This is a genomic window from Rhizobium sp. FY34, from assembly GCF_005222845.1.
Classification (GTDB): Bacteria; Pseudomonadota; Alphaproteobacteria; order Rhizobiales; family Rhizobiaceae; genus Neorhizobium.
Window position 1 is genome coordinate 187,351 of the sequence record NZ_STFZ01000021.1, and the last position, 26,047, is coordinate 213,397.

The 26,047-nt window shown below is 58.6% G+C and carries 19 protein-coding genes, 4 tRNA genes and 1 pseudogene; 3 read left to right on the forward strand and 21 right to left on the reverse strand.

Translation table 11 applies throughout. The annotated features are described in order from the left end of the window. From E8M77_RS24290 to rpsL, 4 genes and pseudogenes are all read right to left on the reverse strand, one after another. Nucleotides 1-399 (reverse strand): annotated as a pseudogene (locus E8M77_RS24290) (GTP-binding protein); the annotation flags it as partial. A gap of 71 nt (nucleotides 400-470) precedes the next feature. Further along, entirely contained in the window at nucleotides 471-2,570 is a 2,100-nt protein-coding gene (gene fusA, locus E8M77_RS17800) for an elongation factor G (RefSeq protein ID WP_137131961.1), read from the reverse strand. A gap of 33 nt (nucleotides 2,571-2,603) precedes the next feature. Beyond that, entirely contained in the window at nucleotides 2,604-3,074 is a 471-nt protein-coding gene (rpsG, locus tag E8M77_RS17805; protein WP_137131962.1) for a 30S ribosomal protein S7, read from the reverse strand. Nucleotides 3,075-3,149: 75 nt separating this feature from the next. Then, a complete protein-coding gene (rpsL, locus tag E8M77_RS17810) occupies nucleotides 3,150-3,521 on the reverse strand; it encodes a 30S ribosomal protein S12 (RefSeq protein WP_003507760.1) in 372 nt (123 codons plus the stop codon). Between the two features lie 486 nt (nucleotides 3,522-4,007). Here rpsL and E8M77_RS17815 point away from each other — a divergent pair, with 486 nt between their 5' ends. Continuing rightward, on the forward strand, nucleotides 4,008-4,301 hold the full coding sequence (locus tag E8M77_RS17815) for a transcriptional regulator (RefSeq protein ID WP_137131963.1): 294 nt from the start codon (nucleotides 4,008-4,010) through the stop codon (nucleotides 4,299-4,301). Between the two features lie 143 nt (nucleotides 4,302-4,444). Here E8M77_RS17815 and rpoC read toward each other — a convergent pair whose 3' ends face one another. The 12 genes from rpoC to E8M77_RS17880 all read right to left on the reverse strand — a co-directional run bounded on the left by rpoC (nucleotide 4,445) and on the right by E8M77_RS17880 (nucleotide 19,021). Continuing rightward, the gene (rpoC, locus tag E8M77_RS17820; protein ID WP_137131964.1) at nucleotides 4,445-8,656 is read right to left on the reverse strand and encodes a DNA-directed RNA polymerase subunit beta'; all 4,212 of its coding nucleotides are present in this window, start codon (nucleotides 8,654-8,656) and stop codon (nucleotides 4,445-4,447) included. Nucleotides 8,657-8,837: 181 nt separating this feature from the next. Then, a complete protein-coding gene (gene rpoB, locus E8M77_RS17825; RefSeq protein ID WP_137131965.1) occupies nucleotides 8,838-12,974 on the reverse strand; it encodes a DNA-directed RNA polymerase subunit beta in 4,137 nt (1,378 codons plus the stop codon). A gap of 255 nt (nucleotides 12,975-13,229) precedes the next feature. Continuing rightward, the gene (rplL, locus tag E8M77_RS17830) at nucleotides 13,230-13,604 is read right to left on the reverse strand and encodes a 50S ribosomal protein L7/L12 (protein ID WP_137131966.1); all 375 of its coding nucleotides are present in this window, start codon (nucleotides 13,602-13,604) and stop codon (nucleotides 13,230-13,232) included. A 68-nt stretch (nucleotides 13,605-13,672) separates the two neighbouring features. Further along, the gene (gene rplJ, locus E8M77_RS17835; RefSeq protein ID WP_137131967.1) at nucleotides 13,673-14,191 is read right to left on the reverse strand and encodes a 50S ribosomal protein L10; all 519 of its coding nucleotides are present in this window, start codon (nucleotides 14,189-14,191) and stop codon (nucleotides 13,673-13,675) included. 340 nt (nucleotides 14,192-14,531) lie between these two features. Next, on the reverse strand, nucleotides 14,532-15,227 hold the full coding sequence (gene rplA, locus E8M77_RS17840; protein WP_137131968.1) for a 50S ribosomal protein L1: 696 nt from the start codon (nucleotides 15,225-15,227) through the stop codon (nucleotides 14,532-14,534). Between the two features lie 2 nt (nucleotides 15,228-15,229). Then, on the reverse strand, nucleotides 15,230-15,661 hold the full coding sequence (gene rplK, locus E8M77_RS17845; protein WP_137131969.1) for a 50S ribosomal protein L11: 432 nt from the start codon (nucleotides 15,659-15,661) through the stop codon (nucleotides 15,230-15,232). A 147-nt stretch (nucleotides 15,662-15,808) separates the two neighbouring features. After that, the gene (nusG, locus tag E8M77_RS17850; protein ID WP_137131970.1) at nucleotides 15,809-16,339 is read right to left on the reverse strand and encodes a transcription termination/antitermination protein NusG; all 531 of its coding nucleotides are present in this window, start codon (nucleotides 16,337-16,339) and stop codon (nucleotides 15,809-15,811) included. A gap of 16 nt (nucleotides 16,340-16,355) precedes the next feature. Then, complete coding sequence (secE, locus tag E8M77_RS17855) at nucleotides 16,356-16,556, reverse strand: preprotein translocase subunit SecE (RefSeq protein WP_137131971.1); 201 nt, start codon at nucleotides 16,554-16,556, stop codon at nucleotides 16,356-16,358. Nucleotides 16,557-16,753: 197 nt separating this feature from the next. Continuing rightward, nucleotides 16,754-16,829: transfer RNA gene (locus E8M77_RS17860), tRNA-Trp, on the reverse strand. 652 nt (nucleotides 16,830-17,481) lie between these two features. Beyond that, nucleotides 17,482-18,657, reverse strand: a complete 1,176-nt coding sequence (gene tuf / locus E8M77_RS17870; RefSeq protein ID WP_137131972.1) for an elongation factor Tu — start codon at nucleotides 18,655-18,657, stop codon at nucleotides 17,482-17,484. Nucleotides 18,658-18,834: 177 nt separating this feature from the next. After that, nucleotides 18,835-18,908 (reverse strand) — tRNA-Gly (locus E8M77_RS17875). Between the two features lie 28 nt (nucleotides 18,909-18,936). Continuing rightward, nucleotides 18,937-19,021, reverse strand: a tRNA-Tyr gene (locus tag E8M77_RS17880). A 196-nt stretch (nucleotides 19,022-19,217) separates the two neighbouring features. On the opposite strand from E8M77_RS17880, the gene rlmB reads away from it, so the two are divergent. Next, nucleotides 19,218-20,099 carry a 23S rRNA (guanosine(2251)-2'-O)-methyltransferase RlmB gene (gene rlmB / locus E8M77_RS17885; protein WP_137131973.1) on the forward strand — a complete coding sequence of 294 codons (882 nt, stop codon included), beginning with the start codon at nucleotides 19,218-19,220 and terminating at the stop codon, nucleotides 20,097-20,099. A gap of 100 nt (nucleotides 20,100-20,199) precedes the next feature. On the opposite strand, the gene E8M77_RS17890 is transcribed toward rlmB, so the two are convergent. From E8M77_RS17890 to E8M77_RS17910, 5 genes are all read right to left on the reverse strand, one after another. Further along, nucleotides 20,200-21,252, reverse strand: a complete 1,053-nt coding sequence (locus E8M77_RS17890; RefSeq protein ID WP_137131974.1) for an HD domain-containing phosphohydrolase — start codon at nucleotides 21,250-21,252, stop codon at nucleotides 20,200-20,202. A gap of 11 nt (nucleotides 21,253-21,263) precedes the next feature. After that, a complete protein-coding gene (locus E8M77_RS17895) occupies nucleotides 21,264-23,564 on the reverse strand; it encodes an ATP-binding protein (protein ID WP_246659312.1) in 2,301 nt (766 codons plus the stop codon). Next, a complete protein-coding gene (locus E8M77_RS17900) occupies nucleotides 23,561-24,067 on the reverse strand; it encodes a molybdopterin-dependent oxidoreductase (RefSeq protein ID WP_246659313.1) in 507 nt (168 codons plus the stop codon). The genes E8M77_RS17895 and E8M77_RS17900 overlap by 4 nt, the downstream gene beginning before the upstream one ends. Nucleotides 24,068-24,125: 58 nt before the next feature. Beyond that, nucleotides 24,126-24,587 carry a chemotaxis protein CheW gene (locus E8M77_RS17905; RefSeq protein WP_137131975.1) on the reverse strand — a complete coding sequence of 154 codons (462 nt, stop codon included), beginning with the start codon at nucleotides 24,585-24,587 and terminating at the stop codon, nucleotides 24,126-24,128. Between the two features lie 433 nt (nucleotides 24,588-25,020). Further along, a tRNA-Thr gene (locus E8M77_RS17910) sits at nucleotides 25,021-25,096 on the reverse strand. 167 nt (nucleotides 25,097-25,263) lie between these two features. Between E8M77_RS17910 and E8M77_RS17915 the strand changes: the two genes are divergently transcribed. Continuing rightward, complete coding sequence (locus E8M77_RS17915) at nucleotides 25,264-26,037, forward strand: NAD kinase (protein ID WP_137131976.1); 774 nt, start codon at nucleotides 25,264-25,266, stop codon at nucleotides 26,035-26,037. The last annotated feature ends 10 nt before the right edge of the window (nucleotides 26,038-26,047 follow it).

The following is a 26,047-nucleotide window of genomic DNA, read 5'->3' on the forward strand; positions in this document are numbered from 1 at the left end:
AACCTTGTTGAGGAATACGACGATTGCCGGAACGCCAACCTGACGGGCCAGCAGGATGTGCTCGCGGGTCTGCGGCATCGGGCCGTCGGCTGCCGAGCAAACCAGGATCGCGCCGTCCATCTGCGCTGCACCGGTGATCATGTTCTTGACGTAGTCGGCGTGGCCGGGGCAGTCGACGTGTGCATAGTGGCGAGCAGGCGTCTCATACTCGACATGGGCCGTCGAGATGGTGATGCCGCGGGCCTTTTCTTCCGGTGCAGCGTCGATCTGGTCATACGCCTTGTATTCGCCGAAATACTTCGTGATCGCTGCCGTCAGAGACGTCTTGCCGTGGTCAACGTGGCCAATCGTGCCGATGTTCACATGCGGCTTGTTGCGCTCAAACTTGCTCTTTGCCATTTCAGGCTCTCCATCTTTATCCCGTACGAAACGGGGGAATTCCTAATTTCTGATCCCAAGGGGTATTCCGGTCACTTCTGACCGGAATACTTCGCCTGAATTTCCTGTGCGACGTTGGACGGGACCGGCGAGTAATGGTCGAAGACCATCGAATACTGGGCGCGGCCCTGCGACATCGAACGCAGGTTATCGACATACTTGAACATGTTCGCGAGCGGAACATGGGCGTTGATGACCACGGCAATACCGCGGCTTTCCTGGCCCTGGATCTGACCACGGCGGGAGTTGAGGTCGCCGATCACGTCACCGACGTAATCTTCTGGCGTAACCACTTCGACCTTCATCATCGGCTCGAGAAGCTGAGCACCGGCCTTCTTGGCTGCTTCACGGAAGCAGGCACGCGACGCGATTTCGAAGGCGAGAACCGAGGAGTCAACGTCGTGGAAGGCGCCGTCGATGAGGGTGGCCTTGACGCCAAGCATCGGGAAGCCAGCCAGCGGGCCGGAAGACAGAACGCTTTCGATGCCCTTCTGAACGCCAGGAATGTATTCCTTGGGAACAGAACCGCCGACGATCTTCGATTCGAACTTGAAGTCTTCGCCATCCGGGTTTGGTTCGAAGACGATCTTGACGCGCGCGAACTGGCCGGTACCACCGGACTGCTTCTTGTGCGTGTAATCTTCTTCGTGCTGACGCGTGATGGTTTCGCGATAGGCAACCTGAGGAGCACCGACGGTGGCTTCAACCTTGAACTCGCGACGCATACGGTCAACGATGATGTCGAGGTGAAGTTCACCCATGCCGGCAATGATGGTCTGGCCGGATTCCTGGTCGGTCTTGACGCGGAAAGACGGATCTTCAGCTGCCAGGCGGTTGAGCGCAAGGCCCATCTTTTCCTGGTCGCCCTTGGTCTTCGGCTCGATGGCGATCTGGATGACCGGCTCGGGGAATTCCATGCGCTCCAGGATAACCTGGTTCAGCGGATCGCAGAGCGTGTCGCCGGTGGTCGATTCCTTCAGACCTGCAAGCGCAACGATGTCACCTGCAAAGGCTTCTTCGATGTCTTCGCGCGAGTTGGAGTGCATCTGCAGCATACGGCCGACGCGCTCACGCTTGTCCTTGACCGTGTTGATAACAGAGGTGCCCTTTTCGAGCTTGCCAGAATAGATACGGCAGAAGGTGAGCGAACCGACAAAGGGGTCGTTCATGATCTTGAAGGCCAGCATCGACAAAGGCTCGCTGTCATCGGCATGACGCTCGATTTCAGCTTCGGTCTTGACGTCGATGCCCTTGATCGCCGGAATATCCAGCGGCGAAGGCAGATATTCGACAACGGCGTCGAGCAAAGGCTGGACGCCCTTGTTCTTGAAAGCCGTGCCGCAGAACATCGGATGGAACTTCACGTCGATCGTGCCGCGGCGAACCAGGGCGCGGATCTTGTCATTGTCCGGCATGATGCCGTTCAGGTAGTCTTCCATCGCCTGTTCGTCGATCTCGACAACCGTCTCGATCAGCTTTTCACGATATTCGACAGCCTTGTCCTTCAGGTCGTCCGGGATCTCAACAACGTCCCAGGCAGCGCCGAGCGATTCGTCGCGCCAGACCAGAGCGTTCATTTCGATCAGATCGACGACGCCCTTGAATTCCGTCTCTGCGCCGATAGGCAGCTGCATGACGACGGCGATGGCGCCGAGGCGGGTCTTGATCATGTCGACCGAGCGATAGAAGTCAGCGCCGGTCTTGTCCATCTTGTTGCAGAAGATCATCCGCGGGACGTTGTACTTTTCAGCCTGACGCCACACGGTTTCGGTCTGCGGCTCTACGCCGGCATTGGCGTCGAGTAGAGCAATTGCACCGTCGAGGACGCGCAGCGAGCGTTCGACTTCGATCGTGAAGTCCACGTGGCCGGGCGTGTCGATGATGTTGAAACGGCGCATCTGGCCGTCGCGACCCTTCCAGTAGGTCGTTGTCGCAGCAGAGGTGATCGTGATGCCACGCTCCTGCTCCTGCTCCATCCAGTCCATCGTGGCTGCGCCGTCATGAACTTCGCCGATCTTGTGCGACTTGCCGGTGTAATAGAGAATACGCTCGGTGGTCGTGGTCTTGCCGGCGTCGATATGCGCCATGATACCGAAATTACGGTAGTCTTCGATTTTATATTCGCGAGCCATAGGACTGCCTTTCGAAATTCGATCGGATGAAGATTACCAGCGGTAATGCGAGAATGCGCGGTTCGCGTCGGCCATCTTGTGCGTGTCTTCGCGCTTCTTGACGGCGCTGCCACGGTTGTTGGCGGCATCCATCAGCTCGCCGGACAGGCGATCGACCATGGTGGTTTCATTACGCTTGCGTGCAGCAGCAATCAGCCAGCGGATGGCAAGAGCCTGACGGCGCTCGGGACGAACATCGACCGGAACCTGGTACGTTGCACCACCAACGCGACGCGAACGAACTTCGACGTGCGGGGCAACATTTTCAAGCGCCTGGTGGAAGATCGGCAGCGGCTCGGACTTGGCCTTGCCCTGTACGGCATCGAACGCACCGTAAACAATGCTTTCGGCGACCGACTTTTTGCCATGCAGCATGATGGCGTTCATGAACTTCGTGACAATCAGGTCACCGAACTTGGGATCCGGATTGATTTCACGCTTTTCTGCTTTGTGACGTCTTGACATACGTTCCGTCTCTTCAAAAAGGATAAGGGCACCTTAACACGCGGAGAACCTCGCGCGGCGCCGGGATCTTGTGGATTACTTCGGACGCTTTGCGCCGTACTTCGAACGACGCTGCTTGCGGTTCTTGACACCCTGGGTATCGAGAACGCCGCGGATGATGTGGTAGCGAACGCCCGGCAAGTCCTTGACGCGGCCGCCGCGGATCATCACCACAGAGTGTTCCTGAAGGTTGTGTCCTTCGCCCGGAATGTAGCCGATGACCTCAAAGCCATTGGTCAGACGGATCTTTGCGACCTTACGCAGAGCCGAGTTCGGCTTCTTCGGGGTCGTCGTGTAGACGCGAGTGCAAACACCGCGCTTCTGTGGGTTTTCCTGCAGAGCAGGAACCTTGTTGCGCTTTACCTGTGCCTGGCGAGGCTTGCGGATCAGCTGGTTTACGGTAGGCATAGACCCATCCCTTGCAAAATCTTGTCTCAAGACCCTTGCGGGCCAGTGTTTCGCCGTCTCCGGCCTCGGCACACATTTCAACATGCGCGAAACGTGGCCCGACCGGTATTCCCGGATGGACCACGGTAAGCAGAGGACGCATTCCTATGCGTCATGCGTGCAGCATTCGTGTCTTCAACGTGCGTTTGGAACCTTGTTTGAGGCTAAGTCTGGTACGAGTCGTTCCAAACGGGCAAGCCTCACATCGCTTCCGATGCGGGGCGTTTACTGTTTTACCCCCTGCACGTCAAGGCCGAAAACGAAATTAGCCCCTGGACACCCTGCCCTACAGGCCTTTTACGGGGGCCGAGTTCGAGGAAAACAGAGAAAATCGGAGGCTCAATTCATTAACCACTGTGTTTTGTCTGGCAAGCAGATAAGTATCACCGCACCGGTGACACCTCCTCCCGAGTCACCCCTTTTTCTCCAACCAGGAGCGTTTTTCGCATGATCACCGACCCCGACAACGACAACAACCTCGATACGCCGATGGTCTTCATCATCATCGGCAAGGGATACCAGACCAAAGACGCCGAGGGCGTGGAACTGCATATTCTCCTGGTTGCACCAGATGACGACAGCGCCGTGCGCGAAGCCTTGAATGCACTCTCCGAAGAAGGCTTCATCGAGGCCGACCTCGACCAGATCGGTGTCATGACGGAGGAGCCTGTCGAGGAACCACATGCCTCCGCCTATCAGGGTGCACTCGAAGGTGAAGTGTCGATCATCCGCTTCCAGTAACCAGGACGGCGGCGCCTCCCCTCGCCAATTGTCACATCCAAACGACAAAAGCGCCCGGATCACTCCAGGCGCTTTTTTTTGGTTGTCGTTCATGTCGCTTGTCCAGCGACTGGCGCGGGAAACCGCGCCAGTCCTGAAGACGATTACTCGGCTGCCGGAATGTCGCTGGCAACCATGTCCTGCAGCATCGGGGTGGCAGAAGAAGCGCCCGTACCCTTGCGACGCTCGTCGAGAATCATCTCGTCGCGCGAGGTGGCGATGCGGCGGATCTGCGTCATGGTACCACCGGTACCAGCAGGGATCAGACGACCGACAATGACGTTTTCCTTCAGACCCTGCAGCGTATCCGTCTTACCGGCGATCGCAGCTTCGGTGAGAACCTTGGTGGTCTCCTGGAAGGATGCAGCCGAGATGAAGGACGGCGTCTGCAGCGAGGCCTTGGTGATGCCGAGCAGGACGGGATCGCCATAGGCAGGCTTCTTGCCTTCCTCAACGAGCCGCTCATTGGCCTCATCCAGTTCGATCCGGTCCACGTTGTCGCCAACGATGTACTGGCTGTCGCCGGAATCCGTGATCTCGACCTTCTGCAGCATCTGGCGAACGATCACCTCAATGTGCTTGTCGTTGATCACAACGCCCTGCAGACGATAGACTTCCTGGATTTCGTTGACGAGGTAGGACGCAAGTGCCTCCACGCCCTTGATTGCCAGGATGTCGTGCGGTGCCGGGTTACCGTCGAGGATGTAATCACCCTTTTCGATGTAGTCGCCGTCCTGAAGGTGGAAGGGCTTGCCCTTCGGGATCAGATATTCCACGGCCTCCACACCATCTTCGGCGGGCTCGATCATGACGCGGCGCTTGTTCTTGTAGTCGCGGCCCAGCCGGATTGTACCATCGATCTCAGCGATGATGGCGTGATCCTTCGGACGACGGGCTTCGAACAGTTCGGCAACGCGCGGCAGACCACCGGTGATGTCCTTGGTCTTGGCGCTTTCCATCGGAACACGCGCAAGCACGTCACCCTGGGACACCTTCTGGCCTGGCTCAACCGACAGGATGGCATCAACAGACAGCATGTAGCGGGCATCACCGCCACGGCCCAGCTTCAGGATATTACCGCTGGCATCCTTGATGACAACCGCAGGCTTCAGATCCGTACCGCGCGGCGTCGAGCGCCAGTCGATGACCTGACGCTTGGTGATGCCGGTGGATTCGTCGGTGGATTCCGAAACCGAGATCGAATCGACCACGTCTTCGAACTGAACCACACCTGCCACTTCCGTCAGCATCGGGCGTGTATAGGGGTCCCACTCGGCCAGGCGCTGGCCGCGCTTGACCTTGTCATTGTCGTCCACGAACACCTTCGAACCGTAGGCGACACGCTGCGAGGACCGCTCCACGCCGCGCTCGTCCAGGATCGTCACGGCAAGGTTACGACCCATGGCAATCAGATTGCCTTCCGAGTTGCGCAACAGGTTGCGGTTCTTGATCTGGATCGTGCCCTCATAGGAGGCTTCCAAGAAGGACTGGTCAACCACGTTTGCCGTACCGCCCAAGTGGAAGGTACGCATGGTCAGCTGGGTGCCCGGCTCGCCGATCGACTGTGCGGCAATAACGCCGACAGCTTCACCCATGTTGACAGGCGTTCCGCGTGCAAGGTCACGACCGTAGCAGACCGAGCAAACGCCCGTCTGCACTTCGCAGGTCAGCGCCGAACGGATGCGGATCGACTGAATGCCAGCCTTTTCGATCTCGATGACATCCGGTTCCAGGATCATGCGACCGGCATCGACAATCCGCTCGCCCGTGACCGGGTGATCGATATCGTCGAGCGCCGTGCGGCCCAGAACGCGCACACCGATGGAGGCCACGACCTGACCGGCATCGACGATGGCCGTCATAGTGAGGCCCTTGTCGGTGCCGCAATCCACGAGGTTGACGATGCAATCCTGCGCCACGTCGACGAGACGACGGGTCAGGTAACCGGAGTTCGCGGTCTTCAGAGCGGTGTCTGCGAGGCCCTTACGGGCACCGTGGGTCGAGTTGAAGTACTCGTTAACGGTCAGGCCTTCCTTGAAGTTCGAGATGATCGGTGTCTCGATGATTTCGCCAGAGGGCTTGGCCATGAGGCCGCGCATGCCGCCAAGCTGACGCATCTGGTTCGGTGAACCACGCGCGCCGGAGTGCGACATCATATAGATGGCGTTCATCGGCTTCTGACGACCGGTTTCAGCGTCGAACTCAACGGCCTTAATGCGGGCCATCATGTCCTCAGCAACCTTTTCGGTCGCCTTGCCCCAGGCGTCTACGACCTTGTTGTACTTTTCGCCCTGAGTAATTAGGCCGTCATTGTACTGCTGCTCGTATTCCTTGACCAGGGTTTCGGTATCACCGACGATCTTGGCCTTTGTTTCCGGGATGATCATGTCGTCCTTGCCGAACGAAATGCCAGCCTTGCAGGCGTGGGTGAAACCGAGCTGCATGATACGGTCGCAGAAGATGACCGTGTCTTTCTGGCCGCAGTGACGATAGACCGTGTCGATCATCTTGGAGATGTTCTTCTTGGTCATTTCCTGGTTGCAGATGTCGAAGAGCACCTTGCCGTTCTTGGGCAGAAGCTCGCCGATAATCATGCGGCCAGGCGTCGTTTCATAGATCTTCGAATAGGCCTTGCCATCCTCGTCGACCGACTTGAAGCGACCACGGATCTTGGCGTGCAGGGTCACGACCTTGTTTTCCAGCGCATGGTGCAATTCGCCCATGTCGGAGAAAACCATGCCTTCGCCAGGCTCGTTCTGGTTCAGGATCGACAGATAGTAGAGGCCGAGAACCATGTCCTGCGACGGAACAATGATCGGTGCACCGTTTGCAGGATGCAGGATGTTGTTCGTCGACATCATCAGAACGCGGGCTTCAAGCTGCGCTTCCAGCGATAGCGGCACGTGAACGGCCATCTGGTCGCCATCGAAGTCGGCATTGAAGGCCGTGCAGACGAGCGGATGCAACTGGATAGCCTTGCCTTCGACCAGGATCGGTTCGAAAGCCTGGATGCCCAGACGGTGCAGCGTCGGTGCGCGGTTCAGAAGAACCGGATGTTCGCGGATAACCTCGTCGAGGATATCCCAGACTTCCGGCTTTTCCTTTTCAACCAGCTTCTTGGCCTGCTTGACGGTCGAGGAATAACCCTTGGCGTCGAGACGGGCATAGATGAACGGCTTGAACAGTTCGAGCGCCATCTTCTTCGGCAGGCCGCACTGGTGAAGCTTCAGTTCCGGACCCGTCACGATGACGGAACGGCCGGAATAGTCGACGCGCTTGCCCAGAAGGTTCTGGCGGAAGCGGCCCTGCTTGCCCTTCAGCATGTCGGAGAGCGACTTCAGCGGGCGCTTATTGGCACCAGTGATGACGCGGCCACGACGGCCGTTGTCGAACAGCGCATCCACAGATTCCTGCAGCATGCGCTTTTCGTTGCGGATGATGATGCCCGGAGCGCGCAGTTCGATCAGACGCTTCAGACGGTTGTTACGGTTGATCACGCGGCGATAGAGATCGTTGAGGTCTGACGTCGCGAAACGGCCGCCATCCAGCGGCACCAGCGGACGCAGGTCCGGCGGGATCACCGGCACGACCTTCATGATCATCCATTCCGGGCGATTGCCGGATTCCATGAAGTTCTCGACGATCTTCAGGCGCTTCATCAGCTTCTTCTGCTTCAGATCCGACGTTGTGTCGGCGAGATCCGAGCGCAGATCGCCTGCGAGCTTTTCGAGGTTCATCGAAGCCAGCATCTCATAGATGGCTTCCGCGCCGATCATGGCGGTGAACTGGTCTTCGCCGTACTCGTCAATCGCCAGCATATAGTCCTCTTCGGACAGAAGCTGGTTTTCCTTGAGCGCGGTCAGACCAGGCTCCGTGACGATGTAGTTTTCGAAGTAGAGAACGCGTTCCACATCCTTCAGCGTCATGTCGAGCAATGTCGAGATGCGCGAGGGAAGCGACTTCAGGAACCAGATATGGGCAACCGGCGCTGCGAGCTCGATATGGCCCATGCGCTCACGGCGAACGCGCGACAGCGTGACTTCAACGCCGCACTTTTCGCAGATGATGCCCTTGTACTTCATGCGCTTGTACTTGCCGCACAGGCATTCGTAGTCCTTGATCGGCCCGAAGATGCGCGCGCAGAAAAGGCCGTCGCGTTCCGGCTTGAAGGTACGGTAGTTGATGGTCTCCGGCTTTTTGATTTCGCCGTAGGACCAGGAGAGAATCTTCTCAGGCGATGCGATCGAAATACGGATCGAATCGAAATGTTGCGCAGGGACCTGCGGGTTGAAAAGATTCATGACCTCTTGGTTCATGCCTATCTCCTTATGGGGCGTGTAGCCCTCGGCTTGCGAGCGTGACCGACTGTTGACCCGGGAGGTCGGTCCGCCGCCTAAAACGGTCATAGCCGCGGAATGCGGCGAATTTTCCCGGCTCTCTGGCCTTGAGAGCGGGAACGGCGCGCGCCAAACGGAGCGCGCGCCTTCTTCACTTGGCTTATTCCGCTGCGTCCGGAAGCTGCGTGCCATCCGCCTGGTCGAGCTTGGAATTTTCCAATTCGACGGACAGGCCGAGCGAGCGCATTTCCTTGACGAGAACGTTGAAGCTCTCTGGAATACCAGCCTCGAACGTATCGTCACCACGGACGATCGCCTCGTAGACCTTGGTACGGCCGGCCACGTCATCGGACTTCACCGTCAGCATTTCCTGCAGGGTGTAGGCGGCGCCGTAGGCTTCCAGAGCCCAGACTTCCATTTCCCCGAAGCGCTGACCGCCGAACTGCGCCTTACCACCGAGCGGCTGCTGGGTGACGAGCGAGTAAGGGCCGATCGAGCGAGCGTGGATCTTGTCGTCGACAAGGTGGTTCAGCTTGATCATGTACATGTAGCCAACGGTGACCTGACGGTCGAAGGCTTCGCCGGTACGACCATCATACAGCGTGGACTGACCCGACGGGTTCAGGCCCGCTCTGGTCAGCATGGCTGCGACGTCCGGCTCATGTGCACCGTCGAAGACCGGCGTTGCGATGGATACGCCACGACGTGCTTCTTCGGCCAGACGAATCAGGGACTCATCGTCAAAGCGCGCCACTTCGTCATGCGATTCACTCGCATAGAGGTCCGTGAGTTCGGTGCGCAGATCCGAAATGTCCAGCGACTTGTGGTACTCTTCGAGCATGTCGCCGATCTTCTTGCCCATGCCTGCGCATGCCCATGCCAGATGGGTTTCGAGGATCTGACCAACGTTCATGCGCGACGGCACACCAAGCGGGTTCAAGCAGATATCGACATGTGTTCCGTCTTCCAGGAATGGCATGTCTTCCACCGGCACGATACGCGAGACAACGCCCTTGTTGCCATGACGGCCGGCCATCTTGTCGCCCGGCTGGATCTTGCGCTTCACAGCGACGAAGACCTTGACCATCTTCATGACGCCCGGAGGCATTTCGTCGCCGCGCTGGACCTTTTCGACCTTGTCCATGAAGCGCTGTTCAAGACGCGACTTGGATTCGTCGTACTGGCCACGCAGGGCTTCGATTTCGCCCTGGACCTTCTCGTCCTCGACGGCAAACATCCACCATTGCGAACGCGGGTATTCCGAGACGATGGCATTTGCCAGCTCGACGCCCTTCTTGAAGCCCTTCGGACCGGCAACAGAGACCTGACCACGCAGCATTTCGATCAGACGGCCGTAGACGTTCCGGTCGAGGATAGCCTGTTCGTCGTCGCGGTCCTTGGCCAGGCGCTCGATTTCCTCGCGCTCGATGGCCATCGCACGCTCGTCCTTTTCAACGCCGTGGCGGTTGAAGACGCGCACTTCGACGATGGTCCCGAACGTGCCCGGAGGCATGCGCATGGAGGTATCGCGAACGTCGGAGGCCTTTTCACCGAAGATGGCGCGCAGAAGCTTTTCTTCCGGCGTCATCGGGCTTTCGCCCTTCGGCGTGATCTTGCCGACCAGGATGTCGCCCGGCTGAACTTCCGCACCGATATAGACGATACCGGCTTCGTCGAGATTCTTCAGCGCTTCTTCCGAAACGTTCGGAATGTCGCGCGTGATTTCTTCCGGACCAAGCTTGGTGTCGCGGGCCATCACTTCGAATTCTTCGATGTGGATCGAGGTGAACACGTCGTCCGAGACGATGCGTTCCGACATCAGGATGGAGTCTTCGTAGTTGTAGCCATTCCAGGGCATGAACGCGACGAGCGCGTTGCGGCCAAGCGCCAGATCGCCGAGGTCGGTCGAGGGACCGTCCGCAATGATATCGCTCTTGGAGATGATGTCACCGACAGCGACCAGCGGACGCTGGTTGACGCAGGTGTTCTGGTTGGAACGCTGGAACTTCTGCAGGCGGTAGATATCGACACCGGACTTGCCGGCATCCAGATCTTCCGTGGCACGGATAACGATACGCGTCGCATCGACCTGGTCCACCACGCCACCACGACGGGCAGCGATGGCAGCGCCGGAATCGCGCGCAACGATCGGTTCCATACCGGTGCCGACGAACGGCGCTTCGGCGCGTACCAGTGGCACGGCCTGACGCTGCATGTTCGAGCCCATGAGGGCGCGGTTGGCGTCGTCGTTTTCCAGGAACGGAATGAGAGCGGCTGCAACCGAAACCAACTGCTTTGGCGAAACGTCCATCAGGTTGATGGTGTCACGCGGAGCGAGCATAACTTCGCCAGCATGACGGCACACAACGAATTCTTCAACGAACGTACCGTTCGCGTCGAGTTCGGCATTGGCCTGCGCCACGTAGTACTTGGCCTCTTCCATGGCGGAGAGGTAGAGCACTTCCTTGGTCACAACGCCGTCGATGATCTTGCGGTACGGGCTTTCGATGAAGCCGTACTTGTTGACGCGGGCAAAGGTGGCCAGCGAGTTGATCAGACCGATATTCGGGCCTTCCGGCGTCTCAATCGGGCAGATACGGCCGTAATGGGTCGGGTGAACGTCGCGGACTTCGAAGCCTGCGCGTTCGCGAGTCAGACCACCTGGTCCAAGAGCCGAAAGACGGCGCTTGTGGGTGATTTCCGACAGCGGGTTGACCTGATCCATGAACTGCGACAGCTGCGATGAGCCGAAGAATTCGCGAACGGCAGCAGCGGCCGGCTTGGCGTTGATCAGGTCCTGCGGCATGACCGTGTCGATTTCGATCGACGACATGCGTTCCTTGATGGCGCGCTCCATGCGCAGCAGACCCAGACGATACTGGTTCTCCATCAACTCACCGACCGAACGAACACGGCGGTTGCCGAGGTTGTCGATGTCGTCGATTTCGCCCTTGCCGTCACGCAGTTCGACCAGCATCTTGACCACGGCCAGGATGTCATCCTTGCGCAGCGTGCGCACGGTATCCGGGCAATCAAGGTCAAGGCGCATGTTCATCTTCACGCGGCCAACGGCCGAGAGATCGTAACGCTCGCTATCGAAGAACAGCGAGTTGAACATGGCTTCAGCCGAATCCATGGTCGGCGGTTCACCCGGACGCATGACGCGGTAGATATCGAACAGAGCGTCCTGACGGTTCTCGTTCTTGTCTGCAGCCAACGTGTTGCGGATATAGGCGCCGACATTGATGTGGTCGATGCCGAGAACCGGAATTTCGTCAAAACCGACATCGAGGATCTTCGGCAGATTCTTCTCGTCGATCTCGTCGCCGGCTTCCATGTAGATTTCGCCGGTTTCCATGTTGACGAGATCTTCGGCGAGGAAGTTGCCATAGAGATCGTCGTTCGAAGCCTTAAGAGCCTTGAGGCCCTTGTCCGTCAGCGTGCGCAGCAGGCGCGGCGTGAGCTTCTTGCCGGATTCGACAACCACTTCGCCGGTATCGGCGTCGATCATGTCGGACAGCGTCTTGGAGCCCTTCAGCGTTTCCGGCTGGAAAGGAATGCGCCAGCCTTCCCCGTCACGCTCGTAAACGGACTTCGAATAGAAGGTCGACAGGATCTCTTCGCCGTCCATGCCAAGCGCCATCAGAAGCGACGAGGCCGGGATCTTGCGGCGACGGTCGATACGCGCATAGACGATATCCTTGGCATCGAACTCGATGTCGAGCCAGGAACCGCGATAGGGAATGACGCGGGCAGCAAACAGCAGCTTGCCCGACGAATGGCTCTTGCCCTTGTCGTGGTCGAAGAACACGCCCGGCGAGCGGTGCATCTGCGATACGATAACGCGCTCGGTACCATTGACGATGAAGGTACCGTTGTCGGTCATGAGCGGCATGTCGCCCATGTAGACTGACTGTTCCTTGATGTCCTTGATGGACTTGGAACCCGTATCCTCGTCGATATCGAACACGATGAGGCGCAGCGTCACCTTGAGCGGCGCAGCATAGGTCAAATCGCGCTGGCGGCATTCCTCGACGTCAAACTTCGGCGGCTCGAATTCGTAGGATACGAATTCCAGCATGGATGCGCCGGAGAAATCGGTGATCGGGAAAACCGACCGGAAAACGGCGTTCAGCCCCTCATCGGGGCGACCGCCGACCGGCTCTTCAACCATCAGAAACTGATCGTATGAAGCCTTCTGAACCTCGATGAGGTTCGGCATTTCTGTGACTTCTGGAATTTTGCCGAAAAACTTGCGTACGCGCCTACGACCATTGAACGAAAGGGTCTGAGCCATCGTCGCTCCTTCAAAAATTGCATCCGGGCCTGCAACGGACGGTGTGCGATGGCCAGTCGACCCCGTCGATCATGGATCTTCAATCTCGTTTCTGCGCTCGAACCACCGGCCGGATTGCCGTATGCCGCAAGGAGAAACCATCCTCTTGAAGAACCCATTACCCAAAAGCCGTTTCATGGGCTTTTGGGTAATCAGTTCGCTGGAATGGTAAAAACGGGTGGGGGCAATGACGCCCTCACCCGCTGCATTCCGATATTACTTAACGTCGACCTTAGCGCCGGCGTCTTCGAGCTTCTTCTTGAGGTCAGCAGCTTCGCCCTTGGAAACAGCTTCCTTGACAGCCTTCGGAGCGCCTTCGACGAGGTCCTTGGCTTCCTTGAGGCCCAGGCCGGTGATGGCGCGGACTTCCTTGATGACGTTGATCTTGTTGGCGCCAGCGTCAACCAGGATAACGTCGAATTCGGTCTTTTCTTCTTCAACCGGTGCAGCAGCAGCGCCGCCAGCAGCAGCAACAGCTACCGGTGCAGCAGCCGAAACGCCCCACTTTTCTTCGAGCATCTTGGAAAGCTCAGCAGCTTCCAGAACCGTCAGAGCGGAGAGGTCTTCAACGATCTTTGCGAGATCAGCCATAGTACTAGTTCCTTAATGTTGTTCGGTTCGAAACGAACTGTTTAGGGTATGAACAGCGAAAAACCGCCTTACGCGGCTTCGTCCTTCTTTGCATAGGCCGCAAACACGCGGGCAAGCTGAGCTGCCGGTGCTGCCACAACGCCTGCGATGCGGGTAGCCGGGGTCTGAATCATGCCGACCAGCTTTGCACGCAGTTCGTCCAGCGAAGGCAGGGTCGCAAGCGACTTGACTGCATCGGCGGACAACGTGGTTGTTCCCATGGCGCCGCCCAGTACAACGATCTTGTCGTTGGTCTTGGCGAAATCCATGACGACCTTCGGAGCCACAATCGGGTCATTGCTGTAAGCAATCAGCGTCTGACCTTTGAAGAGATCGGTGATCCCTTCGGCTTCCGTGCCCTGAAGAGCGATCTTGGCCAGGCGGTTCTTCGCGACTTTGACGGTGCCGCCAGCAGCGCGCATTTTCGAACGGAAGTCGTTCATCTGCGCAACTGTGACACCAGCATAGTGGGCCACGACAACCGAACCGGAAGCCTTGAAGACTTCGTTCAGCTCCGTGACGAATTCGCGTTTTTCCGCTCTTTCCACTGTCTGTCTCCAGTTGATGGGTCCGCAATCCTGCAGGCCCCACCGGGTTTGCCTTTGCCTCAGGGGATCCATTTCGAGATCCCAAGCGGCGCTTGAGGATCCTGTCCCCTCAGGTCGGACTGATCGTCCAGCCAAAAGGCGAATAAGGCTCGAACCGAACTTCAAGACGTCATCAGACGTTTAAAAACGGATCTCACCCGTCTCATGCAGGCAGATATTAAGGCCCAAAGGCCGCCCACAATCTCGGACAGGAGTGCCTGGTTCTAACACCAGGCATTTCCGGCCCCGAAAGGCCGGAAACTGTTCGGACCAAAGCGAAAACGCTCCGGTCAATTCCTGATCAGGCCGTTACCGTCGAAGGCTCGACGCGCACGCCCGGACCCATGGTCGAGGACAGCGCAACGCGCTTCAGGTAGTTGCCCTTGGCACCAGCCGGCTTTGCCTTGATGACTGCATCGGCAAATGCCTTGATGTTTTCTTCCAGAGCCTTGGCGTCGAAGGATGCCTTGCCGATGCCGGCATGGATGATACCAGCCTTCTCGACGCGGAACTCGACAGCACCGCCCTTGGATGCCTTGACAGCGCCAGCGACGTCCATGGTCACGGTGCCAACCTTCGGGTTCGGCATCATGCCACGCGGGCCGAGAACCTTACCGAGACGACCGACGAGCGGCATCATGTCCGGGGTAGCAATGCAACGATCGAAATCGATCTTGCCGCCCTGGACGATTTCCAGCAGGTCTTCCGCACCAACGATATCTGCGCCAGCAGCCTTGGCTTCATCAGCCTTGGCGCCACGTGCGAAGACGGCGACGCGAACGTCACGGCCGGTGCCGTTCGGCAGGTTGACAACGCCGCGGACCATCTGGTCTGCGTGACGCGGATCAACGCCGAGGTTCATGGCGATTTCGACGGTTTCGTCGAACTTCGCGGTGGCGCGTTCCTTGACCAGCGAGATTGCATCGGAAAGAGCAATCAGCTTGGTGGGATCGATGCCTTCGCGGCTCTTCTGGATACGCTTTGCAATCTTAGCCATGATCAAGCCACCACTTCCAGGCCCATGGAGCGGGCAGAGCCCTCAACCATCAGCATTGCGCCTTCGATATCGGCAGCGTTAAGGTCTTTCATCTTGCCTTCGGCGATCGTACGGACCTGCGCCTTGGTGATGGTACCGACCTTTGCACCCTTGCCCGGAGTCTTCGAGCCAGAGGTGATCTTCGCTTCCTTCTTCAGCCAGTAGGTAACCGGCGGCTGCTTCATGGCGAAGGTGAAGGACTTGTCCTGGTAATAGGTGATGACGACCGGGATCGGCATACCCTTTTCCATTTCCTGCGTGGCGGCGTTGAACGCCTTGCAGAATTCCATGATGTTGATGCCGCGCTGACCAAGCGCCGGGCCGATCGGCGGGGACGGGTTGGCCGATCCTGCCTTGACCTGAAGCTTGAGGTGGCCTGCTATTTTCTTAGCCATTTCTCTGCCTTTCATTGCGAGCCGGTTGCCCGGCCCCGATATGCCGGATCATGCCGGCGGCTGCGGTTGCGTGGTGCGTCTGAACGGTCCGGCTTAAACGACCGTCATCCTCCCACGCGAAGCGGAAAGTTCCCCTTCCGCCCTTACTCAGACCTTCTCGACCTGAGCATATTCCAGTTCGACGGGCGTCGCGCGGCCGAAGATCGACACTTCGACCTTGAGGCGCGACCGCTCTTCATCAACATCCTGAACGATACCATTGAAGGATGCGAATGGGCCGTCGGAAACCCGTACCTGCTCGCCGATCTCGTAGGAGATCGAGGACTTCGGACGCTCGACGCCTTCCTGGACCTGACCCAGAATGCGATCAGCTTCCGAATCCGGAATCGGAACAGGCTTATTGTCGGAACCGAGGAAACCAGTGACCTTCGGTGTATTCTTGATGAGGTGATAAACCTCATCCGTCAGGTTGGCGCGCACCATGACATAGCCCGGAAAGAACTTCCGCTCGCTATCGACCTTGCGGCCGCGACGCACTTCAACAACCTTCTCCGTCGGCACCAGGATCTTTTCGAAGAGGTGGTCAAGACCCTTCTGGCGAGCCTTGTGCTCGATGTCTTCGGCAACCTTCTTCTCAAAATTCGAATACGCGTGGACGATGTACCAACGAGCCGCCATCTTTATCTCCACGAAATCAAATGCTGATGTTCAGCACGAGGCGGATAAGCCAGCCAATCAGCTGGTCCGCAGCAAAGAAGAACAGCGCAGCAAAGACCACCATCACAAGCACCATGGCCGTGGAGATCATCGTCTCACGACGAGAGGGCCAAGTTACTTTTGACGTCTCGGCGCGCACCTGCTGCAGAAACGTGAATGGATTGGTTTTGGATGCCATGACTGCCCACGCAATTACGGCACGTAAAGCTGAAATCGCTCAGCCCCACGCACCGCGTGTAAATTTGTAACCCTACATAGACTCCACCCTCCCCTTTCACAAGGGGAAAAACAGCAGCCTGTGCACTTTGCCGGCTCAAGGCCCGGTCGACCTTCCTAACACAGGTTCATGACATATCCATGTCGCTGTCCAGGAAATGGCAGGGGCAGCCGGGCTTGAACCGACGACCTGCGGTTTTGGAGACCGCCGCTCTACCAACTGAGCTATACCCCTATTCCGTCTGCGGCAGCATTACCGTCGAAGACATGGCGCTCCTTTAAAATGCGTTGGCGAGCTTGGCAAGTGGCATTCTTGGATTTGCTTCACTTTCTGTGAGGTACAGGAACTTCTTCACAGCTTGCCCGCTTTGGCACCGTCATCGCGGGCGCAATCACGGTTGAGGCCCGTGCCCGGCGCATTCTCGAAGGTACAGTGACTGGTCGCAGGGCGCCCGCACACCTTGTCAAGCTCTTTGAAGCTGACGCAGCGCCCATCGGCGCCCCTGTAGCCCGGCCCACCCTTGCACCCGCATCCACGACAGGCGGGACGCTCAGGACAGGCGGCAAGCGCAGGACCGGGAAAACAGAGCGGTAAAGCGGCGGCAAATATGAGAATCGCCAGCGCTGCCAAAATGCGATTCGCACGGTCGCGCAAAACAGCCATCCGCCCCCCTCCTCAAATGTCTCATGCCTCACCATTGATTCTTGCGAATCATTGAAACAGAAAAAGCCCCGCCGTTGCCAGCAGGGCTTCCTTTCATCCCTTTCGGGACTCAATGACTCGATGAGTGAAGCAACCACGCCGGCGAAGCGTTCAGATCGCGCTTGCGCGCCATCTGAACATTCTTTCCGATCGTCGGCAGCTTTCGCCACCGGCGCTTCGATGATTACTCGATGATCGAAGCTACGATGCCGGCGCCGACGGTACGGCCACCTTCGCGGATAGCGAAGCGCAGCTTTTCTTCCATCGCGATCGGAACGATCAGCTCGACTTCAACGGTGACGTTGTCGCCAGGCATAACCATTTCCGTGCCTTCCGGCAGCGAAACGATACCCGTCACGTCCGTCGTGCGGAAGTAGAACTGCGGACGGTAGTTGGTGAAGAACGGCGTATGACGGCCGCCTTCTTCCTTCGTCAGGATATAGGCTTCAGCCATGAACTTCTTGTGCGGCTTGACAGAGCCAGGCTTGCACAGGATCTGGCCGCGCTCGACGCCATCACGCTGAACGCCACGAACCAGTGCGCCGATGTTGTCGCCAGCCTGGCCCTGATCGAGCAGCTTGCGGAACATTTCAACGCCGGTCACGGTCGTCTTGGAGGTGGCGCGGATGCCAACGATTTCGACTTCTTCGCCAACCTTGACGATGCCACGCTCAACGCGACCCGTCACAACCGTACCACGGCCGGAGATCGAGAACACGTCTTCGATCGGCAGCAGGAAGGGCTGGTCGATCGGACGCTCAGGCGTCGGGATGTAGGAGTCGACAGCGGCCATCAGTTCGCGGATGGCGTCTTCGCCGATCTTCTTGTCCGAATCTTCCAGTGCAGCAAGAGCCGAACCCTTGATGATCGGAATATCGTCGCCGGGGAAGTCGTAGGACGACAGAAGTTCGCGAACTTCCAGCTCGACGAGCTCGAGAAGCTCGGCGTCGTCAACCTGGTCGACCTTGTTGAGGAACACGACGATCGCCGGAACGCCAACCTGACGGGCCAGCAGGATGTGCTCGCGGGTCTGCGGCATCGGGCCGTCGGCGGCCGAGCAAACCAGGATCGCGCCGTCCATCTGCGCTGCACCGGTGATCATGTTCTTGACGTAGTCGGCGTGGCCGGGGCAGTCGACGTGTGCATAGTGGCGAGCAGGCGTCTCATACTCGACATGGGCCGTCGAGATGGTGATGCCGCGGGCCTTTTCTTCCGGTGCAGCGTCGATCTGGTCATACGCCTTGTATTCGCCGAAATACTTCGTGATCGCTGCCGTCAGAGACGTCTTGCCGTGGTCAACGTGGCCAATCGTGCCGATGTTCACATGCGGCTTGTTGCGCTCAAACTTGCTCTTTGCCATTGATGCTTCCTGTGATCAAAAAGAATGAAGGATCCGCACGCGCGGATTTGGTGTCGCCGTTTAAGGCTTTCCCATGCGATGCGCAAGACATAATTACGGACGCGTCAGGGACAAGGGGGCGGGTGCGCAATGCGCCACACTCGCTTGATCAAAAAGTCCGATGCGACTGTAGAAAACTGGAGCGGGTAGCGGGAATCGAACCCGCGTATTCAGCTTGGAAGGCTGCTGCTCTACCATTGAGCTATACCCGCGGGGTGCTTGTTCGGTCGAAGATCGGAATGGTGGAGGGAGTTGGATTTGAACCAACGTAGGCTGAGCCAACGGATTTACAGTCCGTCCCCTTTAACCACTCGGGCATCCCTCCAGTATTCCGTCTGGACCGAAGACCAAGCTTGTGTGCCGCTTCGTTTGTTGCAGCCACGGCGGCGTATATGACGGCGACTTCCGCTGCTGTCAACACGACTGATGCGGAAAAATGCGGGAAAATACAAATCATCAACAGGCACCCTGGAACGGCACTCGGGACTATGCCGCGCGACGCCCGCCCGCTATAAGGTGGCATGAGCAAGGAAGAACGCCCCGACAAATCCGCCCGTGACACCCATTATGCAACGCTGCGCCGCCAGGTGCGCGATGCAAAGCGTGAGCGTGGCGATATTCCCACCCCGGCCCCACAAAAGCGGCGCAAGTCCAATTCGGACTGGTCGCCGCCGCAACTCGCGCCCGAGCAGGTCCATCTCTATGGCCTGCATACGGTACGCACAGCGCTGTCCAATCCGCAGCGCAAGCTGATCAAGCTGTCGGTGACGCAGAATGCGCTGGCACGGCTGGAAATCGGCAGTGCCGAAGAGCAGAAATTTCCCGTTGAAATGGTCACGCCGCAGGATCTGGACCGTGTGCTCGGGCCTGAAGCCATCCACCAAGGCGTGATGCTGGAAACCCGCCCCCTGCCCCTTCGCCGTCTGGAAGCGCTGAAGGAGAGCCCTTTGCTTCTGGTGCTCGACCAGGTCACTGATCCGCACAATGTCGGCGCCATCATGCGCTCGGCTGTCGCCTTCGAGGCCGGCGCTCTGATCACCACCCAGCGTCACAGCCCGACAGAATCCGGCGTCCTGGCAAAATCGGCCTCCGGCGCGCTGGAACTTGTACCCTATATCCAGGTCACCAACCTGGCCGATACGCTGGAAGAACTGCACCGGCTCGGCTTCCAGACGATCGGTCTCGATTCGGAAGGCCCTGCCCCGCTTGAATCGACCTTTGCCGGTGAAAAAATTGCCCTGGTGCTTGGTGCCGAAGGCAAGGGTCTGCGGCAGAAGACCCGCGAGACCGTTCACGCGCTGGCACGCCTCGACATGCCCGGTGCCATCAAGTCGCTGAATGTTTCGAATGCGGCCGCCATTTCGCTTTATGCGGCGCGCCAGCATCTAGCACGCGGGGCCTGATCAGACCCGACGGCAGAGCTGGAACCTCTTTTTCCAGCTCTGGTTTCAAATGCGTCGCATCTGCCTGAGCAAATGCGACGCTGGCGTGTCACCCGCCTAACTATTCAGCCGCCGCTGCCGATGCATCGGAGCGAAGCGCCATGATTTCGCGGATCTGCGGCAAAGCGTGAACGAAGGCATCGATGCAGGCCGGATCGAACTGCGTTCCGGCGCGATCACGGATATGCTGGATGGCGCGATCCACGGTCCAGGCTTCCTTGTAGGGCCGCGCGGTCGTCAGGGCATCGAAACTGTCGGCAATCGCGACAATCCGGCCGGCCAGCGGAATCGCCTCACCGGAGATCCGCATCGGATAGCCCTGCCCGTCCCAGCGCTCGTGATGCGCACCGGCAATTTCGGCAGCCAGCTGCAAAAGGCTGGACCGTGATTGACCGAGGATATGACAGCCGATGGAGGTGTGGCCTTGCATCTGCTCCCGTTCCTCATCGTCATAAATTCCGCGCTTCAGGAGCACGGCATCGGGAATGCCAACCTTGCCGATGTCATGCATGGGCGCTGCGATTCGAATATCGGTACAGGTCTTGGCATCAAGGCCATAGGCCTTGGCAATGGCTTCCGAATAGGCGCCGACCCTCAGCGTATGCAGTGCCGTCTCCGGATCCTTGTAACTGGCCGCCAGCGTCAGGCGATAGATGATCTCCTGCTCACGCTCGCGCAGCTCCTCCACCACCTTGTTCACCTCGCGGTGTAGCCATTCGGCACGATCGGCCAGCTGGTTGCGCGCATCTGTCAGGGCGACGAGGTTGCGAATACGCGCCTGGAATTCCAGCGGATTGATCGGCTTGGTCAGAAAGTCGATCGCTCCGGCATTCAGTGCCGTCATGCGCGTGCCTGTATCGCCATCGGCGGTCACCACGACGAATGGCTTGTCGCGATATTTCTCAAAGCGCCGGATTTCGAGCAGAAGATCGATACCGTTATAGACCGGCATCTGAAAATCGATGACGCCGATATCGAACTCAAGGTCCGGCATGGCGTGCAGGACCTGCTCGGGACTGGAGAAAGCGATTGGAGTACAACCGTCCACGGAGCTGACCAGCTTCTTCAACAGCGTGAGGTTGGTCTTGTTGTCGTCGACCACGAGAATATTCATTCTTCTCCTCCTTAGGCCGCGTTGCGCGTTCTGGCGGCACTGATCTTCTGCGATAGCTGTTCTATGTCATCGATGCTGGGCGTGGACTGACGCAGGGACTGGCTTACATGCGCAATCTCTGAAAAGCCGATATTGGCAGCGGCACCCTTAAGATTGTGCAAAAGCCCATCCAGCTTGTCATGTCGTCCGCCCTGCATGGCGCTGCGCAGATCCGACAGCAGATCCACGGCATCGTCGAAAAAGGCTGTCATCAACTCTTCGAAGGCGTCGGGGCCCAGCACATCGGCGATTTCCTGACGCCGTTGCGACAGGAGATCATCAACCGGTGCTTTGGCTGCACCCGGTTCCGGTTCCTTCACCGGCATAGGCATGGCGCTGTTTTCCACAACAGGCGTTTCCGCCTTTGGCGCTGCCTGCGGAATGGACTGCGGTACGGGTTGCGCCACCGGGCGCGTTCGTGTCCGCTGTCCGGCCGTATCGCGGATCAGCCGATGCAGCATGGCAATGCTGAAGGGCTTGGCCTGAAAGCCCGCCATGCCGGCCTCAAGGCAGAGCCTGCGATCCTCTTCCGAGGCATTTGCGGTCAAGGCAACGATGGGCGTATCGGCCGAAAGCCCCATCGATCCTCGCAACCGCCGTGTCGCCTCGATGCCATCCATGACCGGCATCTGCATATCCATGAGAATGAGATCGAAACGTTCGGCCACCGCACATTCCACGGCAAGTTCGCCATTTTCAGCCAGAACGACATCCTGTCCCAGATGTTTCAGATAGCCGAGAATCACCTGTTGATTGACCTTGTTGTCTTCCGCAACAAGTATGCGCAGCACAGGCAGCACATCGAGCGTGCTATTGGCCGGCGCGGTGTTTTCCTGCGGCCGGGCCTCAGTGGCCTCGACAGGCAATTCGAACCAGAAGGTGCTGCCCAGCCCGACTTCGCTGTCGACGCCGACCCGACCGCCGAACCGGTCGATGATCTCCTTGCAGATGGTAAGCCCGAGCCCCGTTCCGCCATAGCGACGGCTGATGCTGGCATCCACCTGCGAAAACGGCCGGAACAGCTTGGCGCGGCCATCCTGATCGATGCCGATGCCATTGTCCTGCACTTCCACGCGCAGCCACAACTCACCCTGGTGCAGCATCTGGCGCAGGCGCAGCGTGACCATGCCATGGCTGGTGAACTTGACGGCATTGCTCATCAGGTTCAGCATGACCTGGCGCAGGCGCGTGGGGTCCGACACGACATAGCGGGCACGCCAGCGATGCGGCAGGTCTACCATGATGCGGTTGCCCGCTTCCGTGGCACGGCCGCGCATCATCTCGGCGGAGGTTTCCGCCAGAAGCACGAGGTCTATTGGGCGACTTTCCAGTTCCAGCTTGCCGTGTTCGATCTTGGCATAGTCGAGGATCTCGTTGATGATATCGAGCAAAGCCTCGCCGGAGCGTCGGATGGTGCGGATCTGCGCCGAAGCCTCCGGTGAAAGACGGGTGAGTTCCAGAAGCTCGACCATGCCCAGAATGGCATTCAGCGGCGTGCGGATCTCATGGCCCATCGTGGCCATGAACTGCGATTTTGCCCGATTGCCGGCCTCTGCCGCCTTGTAGGAGACGCTCAACTGATCGGCCATCGCCTCCAGGCTCACACCGGCGGCCTGCACGCTGCGCAACTGGCGCTGCAATGTCACGATCAGGAAGACGACGGAAAGGACAAGGAAGCCGATGACGAACATCGACTTACGCTGCAAGGCGCCAAGCTCGATCCGGCTCTGGGCACGCTCCGCGCTGATCGTGGTATTGGTGTAGACGAGAAGATCCGCCGTTTCGCGCGCCAGAACGGACAATTCATAGCGTAGCGTGGCGAGGCTTTTGGCAGATGCCGGCTCGCCACGCAAAAGTGAATCAAAGATTGGCTCGCTGTTGGCAATCACCCGGTGGATCTTGTTCAATTGCTCGGCAACACCCTGATCCACCAGGAAATTCTGCTCGAATTTCGAATCGCGCAGGATGTTCATCCGCGAATAGACGATGTCGTAGCGCAGCGACAATTGTTGCATCGCGTCTGGACCGAGATTGCCCGAAGCCAGCATGTTTTGCAGCTGATGATCGAGATCATGGGTCTCGCGGTCCAGCTGGTAGACCGACCACATGGCGTTTTCCCGCACAGTATCGCGCAAGTCGCCCTGGCGATTCGACATATCGATGTAGACGGACACCAGGATGGCAAGCAGGATGACTGCAAAGACCTGCAGCACCGCCGTGGTACGGCTTGCCCTGCGGATCACATCACCGCTGAAGGGCGTTTCAGAATTCACGGGCGTACCTCTATCTCTTTGATCTGCCAGACCGAGCGCGAGAAGTATTTCTCATTGTAAAGCGCCGGATCGAGATCAAAGGGATAGATCAAAAACAGCGGGCCCTTGTCGCGCACGGACATCGGCTTGCCGTTCAACCGGGTGGCCAGGATCGTGTCGAGGAGCCTTGCATCGGATGCCGGCACCGCGGCGAAATAATCGTTGAGCGCCTTCACCAGCAGCGTTTCGCCATTGGCGCCCGCCGCATCCAGTACGGAGCGCAGCAGAGGGCCGGAAAAACTCGGCTCGCCATCGGTCCAGGGTGTTTTCACCTTGGCGGTCCGCCCGGCCAGCGCTTCGAGCATGGCAAGGTCGAACTGGGCGGTATCGCCCACATTGGCATGCGTAAGCGCGCCTTTGACCGTCAGCACCACAGGCCCTTTTGGCGCATCCAGCGCAAACGCCGAAGACGCTAGAAGCCAGACGCTCGACAGAAGGCCGAGAACACGGATCATTTTCGTCATGCTCATCTCCCTTGGATCATCACGCAGCCGGGCCATCCCAGCCGCCCAGTCTTGTCGGTCAGGCCGCTTCCGGGATCGCGTCATTCTCGAACAGCCGCTCAAGGTTGATGAAGCAGATCATCCCGTTTTCATGGGTGATGATGCCATCGCAATAGCGGCTGTCGAAGGAGGAGAAGACATCTGGAACCGGCTGCAATTGATCACCCGGCACGGTCAGCATGTCGGTCACATGGTCAACCAGCAGGCCGACCACGACCGGACCGGCTTCCGCCACGACAATGGCGCTGCGTTCGGTCCGCTCAGCCGGCGCCATGCCAAGCCTATGGGCAAGGTCGATGGTGGGGATGACGGTGCCGCGCAGGTTCATCACGCCAAGCACAAAATCGGGTGAATTGGGGATCGGCATCGACGGCGCCCAGCCACGGATTTCCCGAACGGCTGTGGTGCGGATGCAAAAATTCTGTTCGCCGAGGCGAAAGGCGATGATCTCAAGTGCATTGTCGGACGAGATAGACGACATTTCCAAACCTCCGGGAGACTGCAGGACTTTCACTGGGCAGGCACGCGGAGACGGGGGTGCGAAAACGCCATGGAGGGGCGCGAGCAGCTATTGATGTCCCATGTGCTGGATGACTGTTTTCCGTCTACCGAAAGGGCCGTGCGCTGGAATCGATGCGCCTCAGGCCTTCATGGAGCGCTACAGTTGCTCAGGCCGGACCCGCATTCATTACGGTCGCGATGCCACTGCACCGTCCGACATCCCAAATCTAGGCTGGAGAGTCTAATCGAGCCTGAAGGAATAAATTCAATTTGAAGTTTTTCTCGTTTTTTCTAATACTCGGCAAGCAAAGGTTGCGCGAACATGACGACACTGACCAACACAGCGCCAGCCGGCGAAGCGCCTGCGCGTTTTGCACGGGTCTTGCAGCGAAGGTCAGGATGAGGAGAAAAAGTGGTGCCCCCGGCAGGGTTCGAACCCGCGACCCCCTGATTACAAATCAGGTGCTCTACCAACTGAGCTACAAGGGCACACGGGAGCGGAATTAGCATATTCTCGCTCTCTGTAAAGAGGCTGAGGCAGGGAAATTTGGCTTGATGCCGCTTCTCCCCAGAAGAGAGCGTGCAGCGCTGAACTGCCAAGGCTTGCCGTGGCTTGCGCTTTTCCTGTACCAAGGCGTCAATCCAGAGGGGCGCCCATGTTGCTGAACAGCCTACGTCTTTCCTTCACGGCCTCGCCCGCGCCCGAAGCGCAAACGGCGCTGGCGCAGCTGACCCGCCTTTACGGCCATGCTCCGATCGATGATTCGGACGTAGTCGTGGCGCTGGGTGGCGACGGCTTCATGCTCCAGACCATGCACCAGACCATCAACACCGGCAAACGCATCTATGGCATGAATTGCGGCTCCGTCGGCTTCCTGATGAACGACTATCGTTGCGAGGGCCTGCATGAGCGCATCAATGCGGCGGTGGAAAACGATCTGCATCCCTTGCAGATGCAAACCATCAATGCGGATGGGACGCAGTCCACGGCGCTTGCCATCAACGAGGTCTATCTGTTTCGCCAGTCCTACCAGGCGGCCAAGCTGAAAGTGACGATCGATGGCCATGTGCGGCTGGAGGAACTGATCTGCGACGGCTTGATGATCGCCACGCCCGCCGGCTCGACCGCCTATAACCTGTCGGCGCACGGGCCCATCCTGCCGCTGGAGGCGCCGCTTCTTGCCATGACCCCGGTCAGCGCCTTTCGTCCGCGCCGCTGGCGTGGCGCGCTGCTGCCCGACAGGGTTTGCGTCGAGATTGAAATTCTGGAGCCGGAAAAACGCCCGGTGAATGCGGTGGCCGATAATACCGAGGTGAAAAGCGTGCTGTCGGTGCGCATATCGCAGTCTTCGGACCGCACGGCGCGCATCCTTTCCGATCCCGATCATTCCTGGTCGGAACGCATTCTGGCCGAACAGTTTTCTGATTGAACGAAAAACG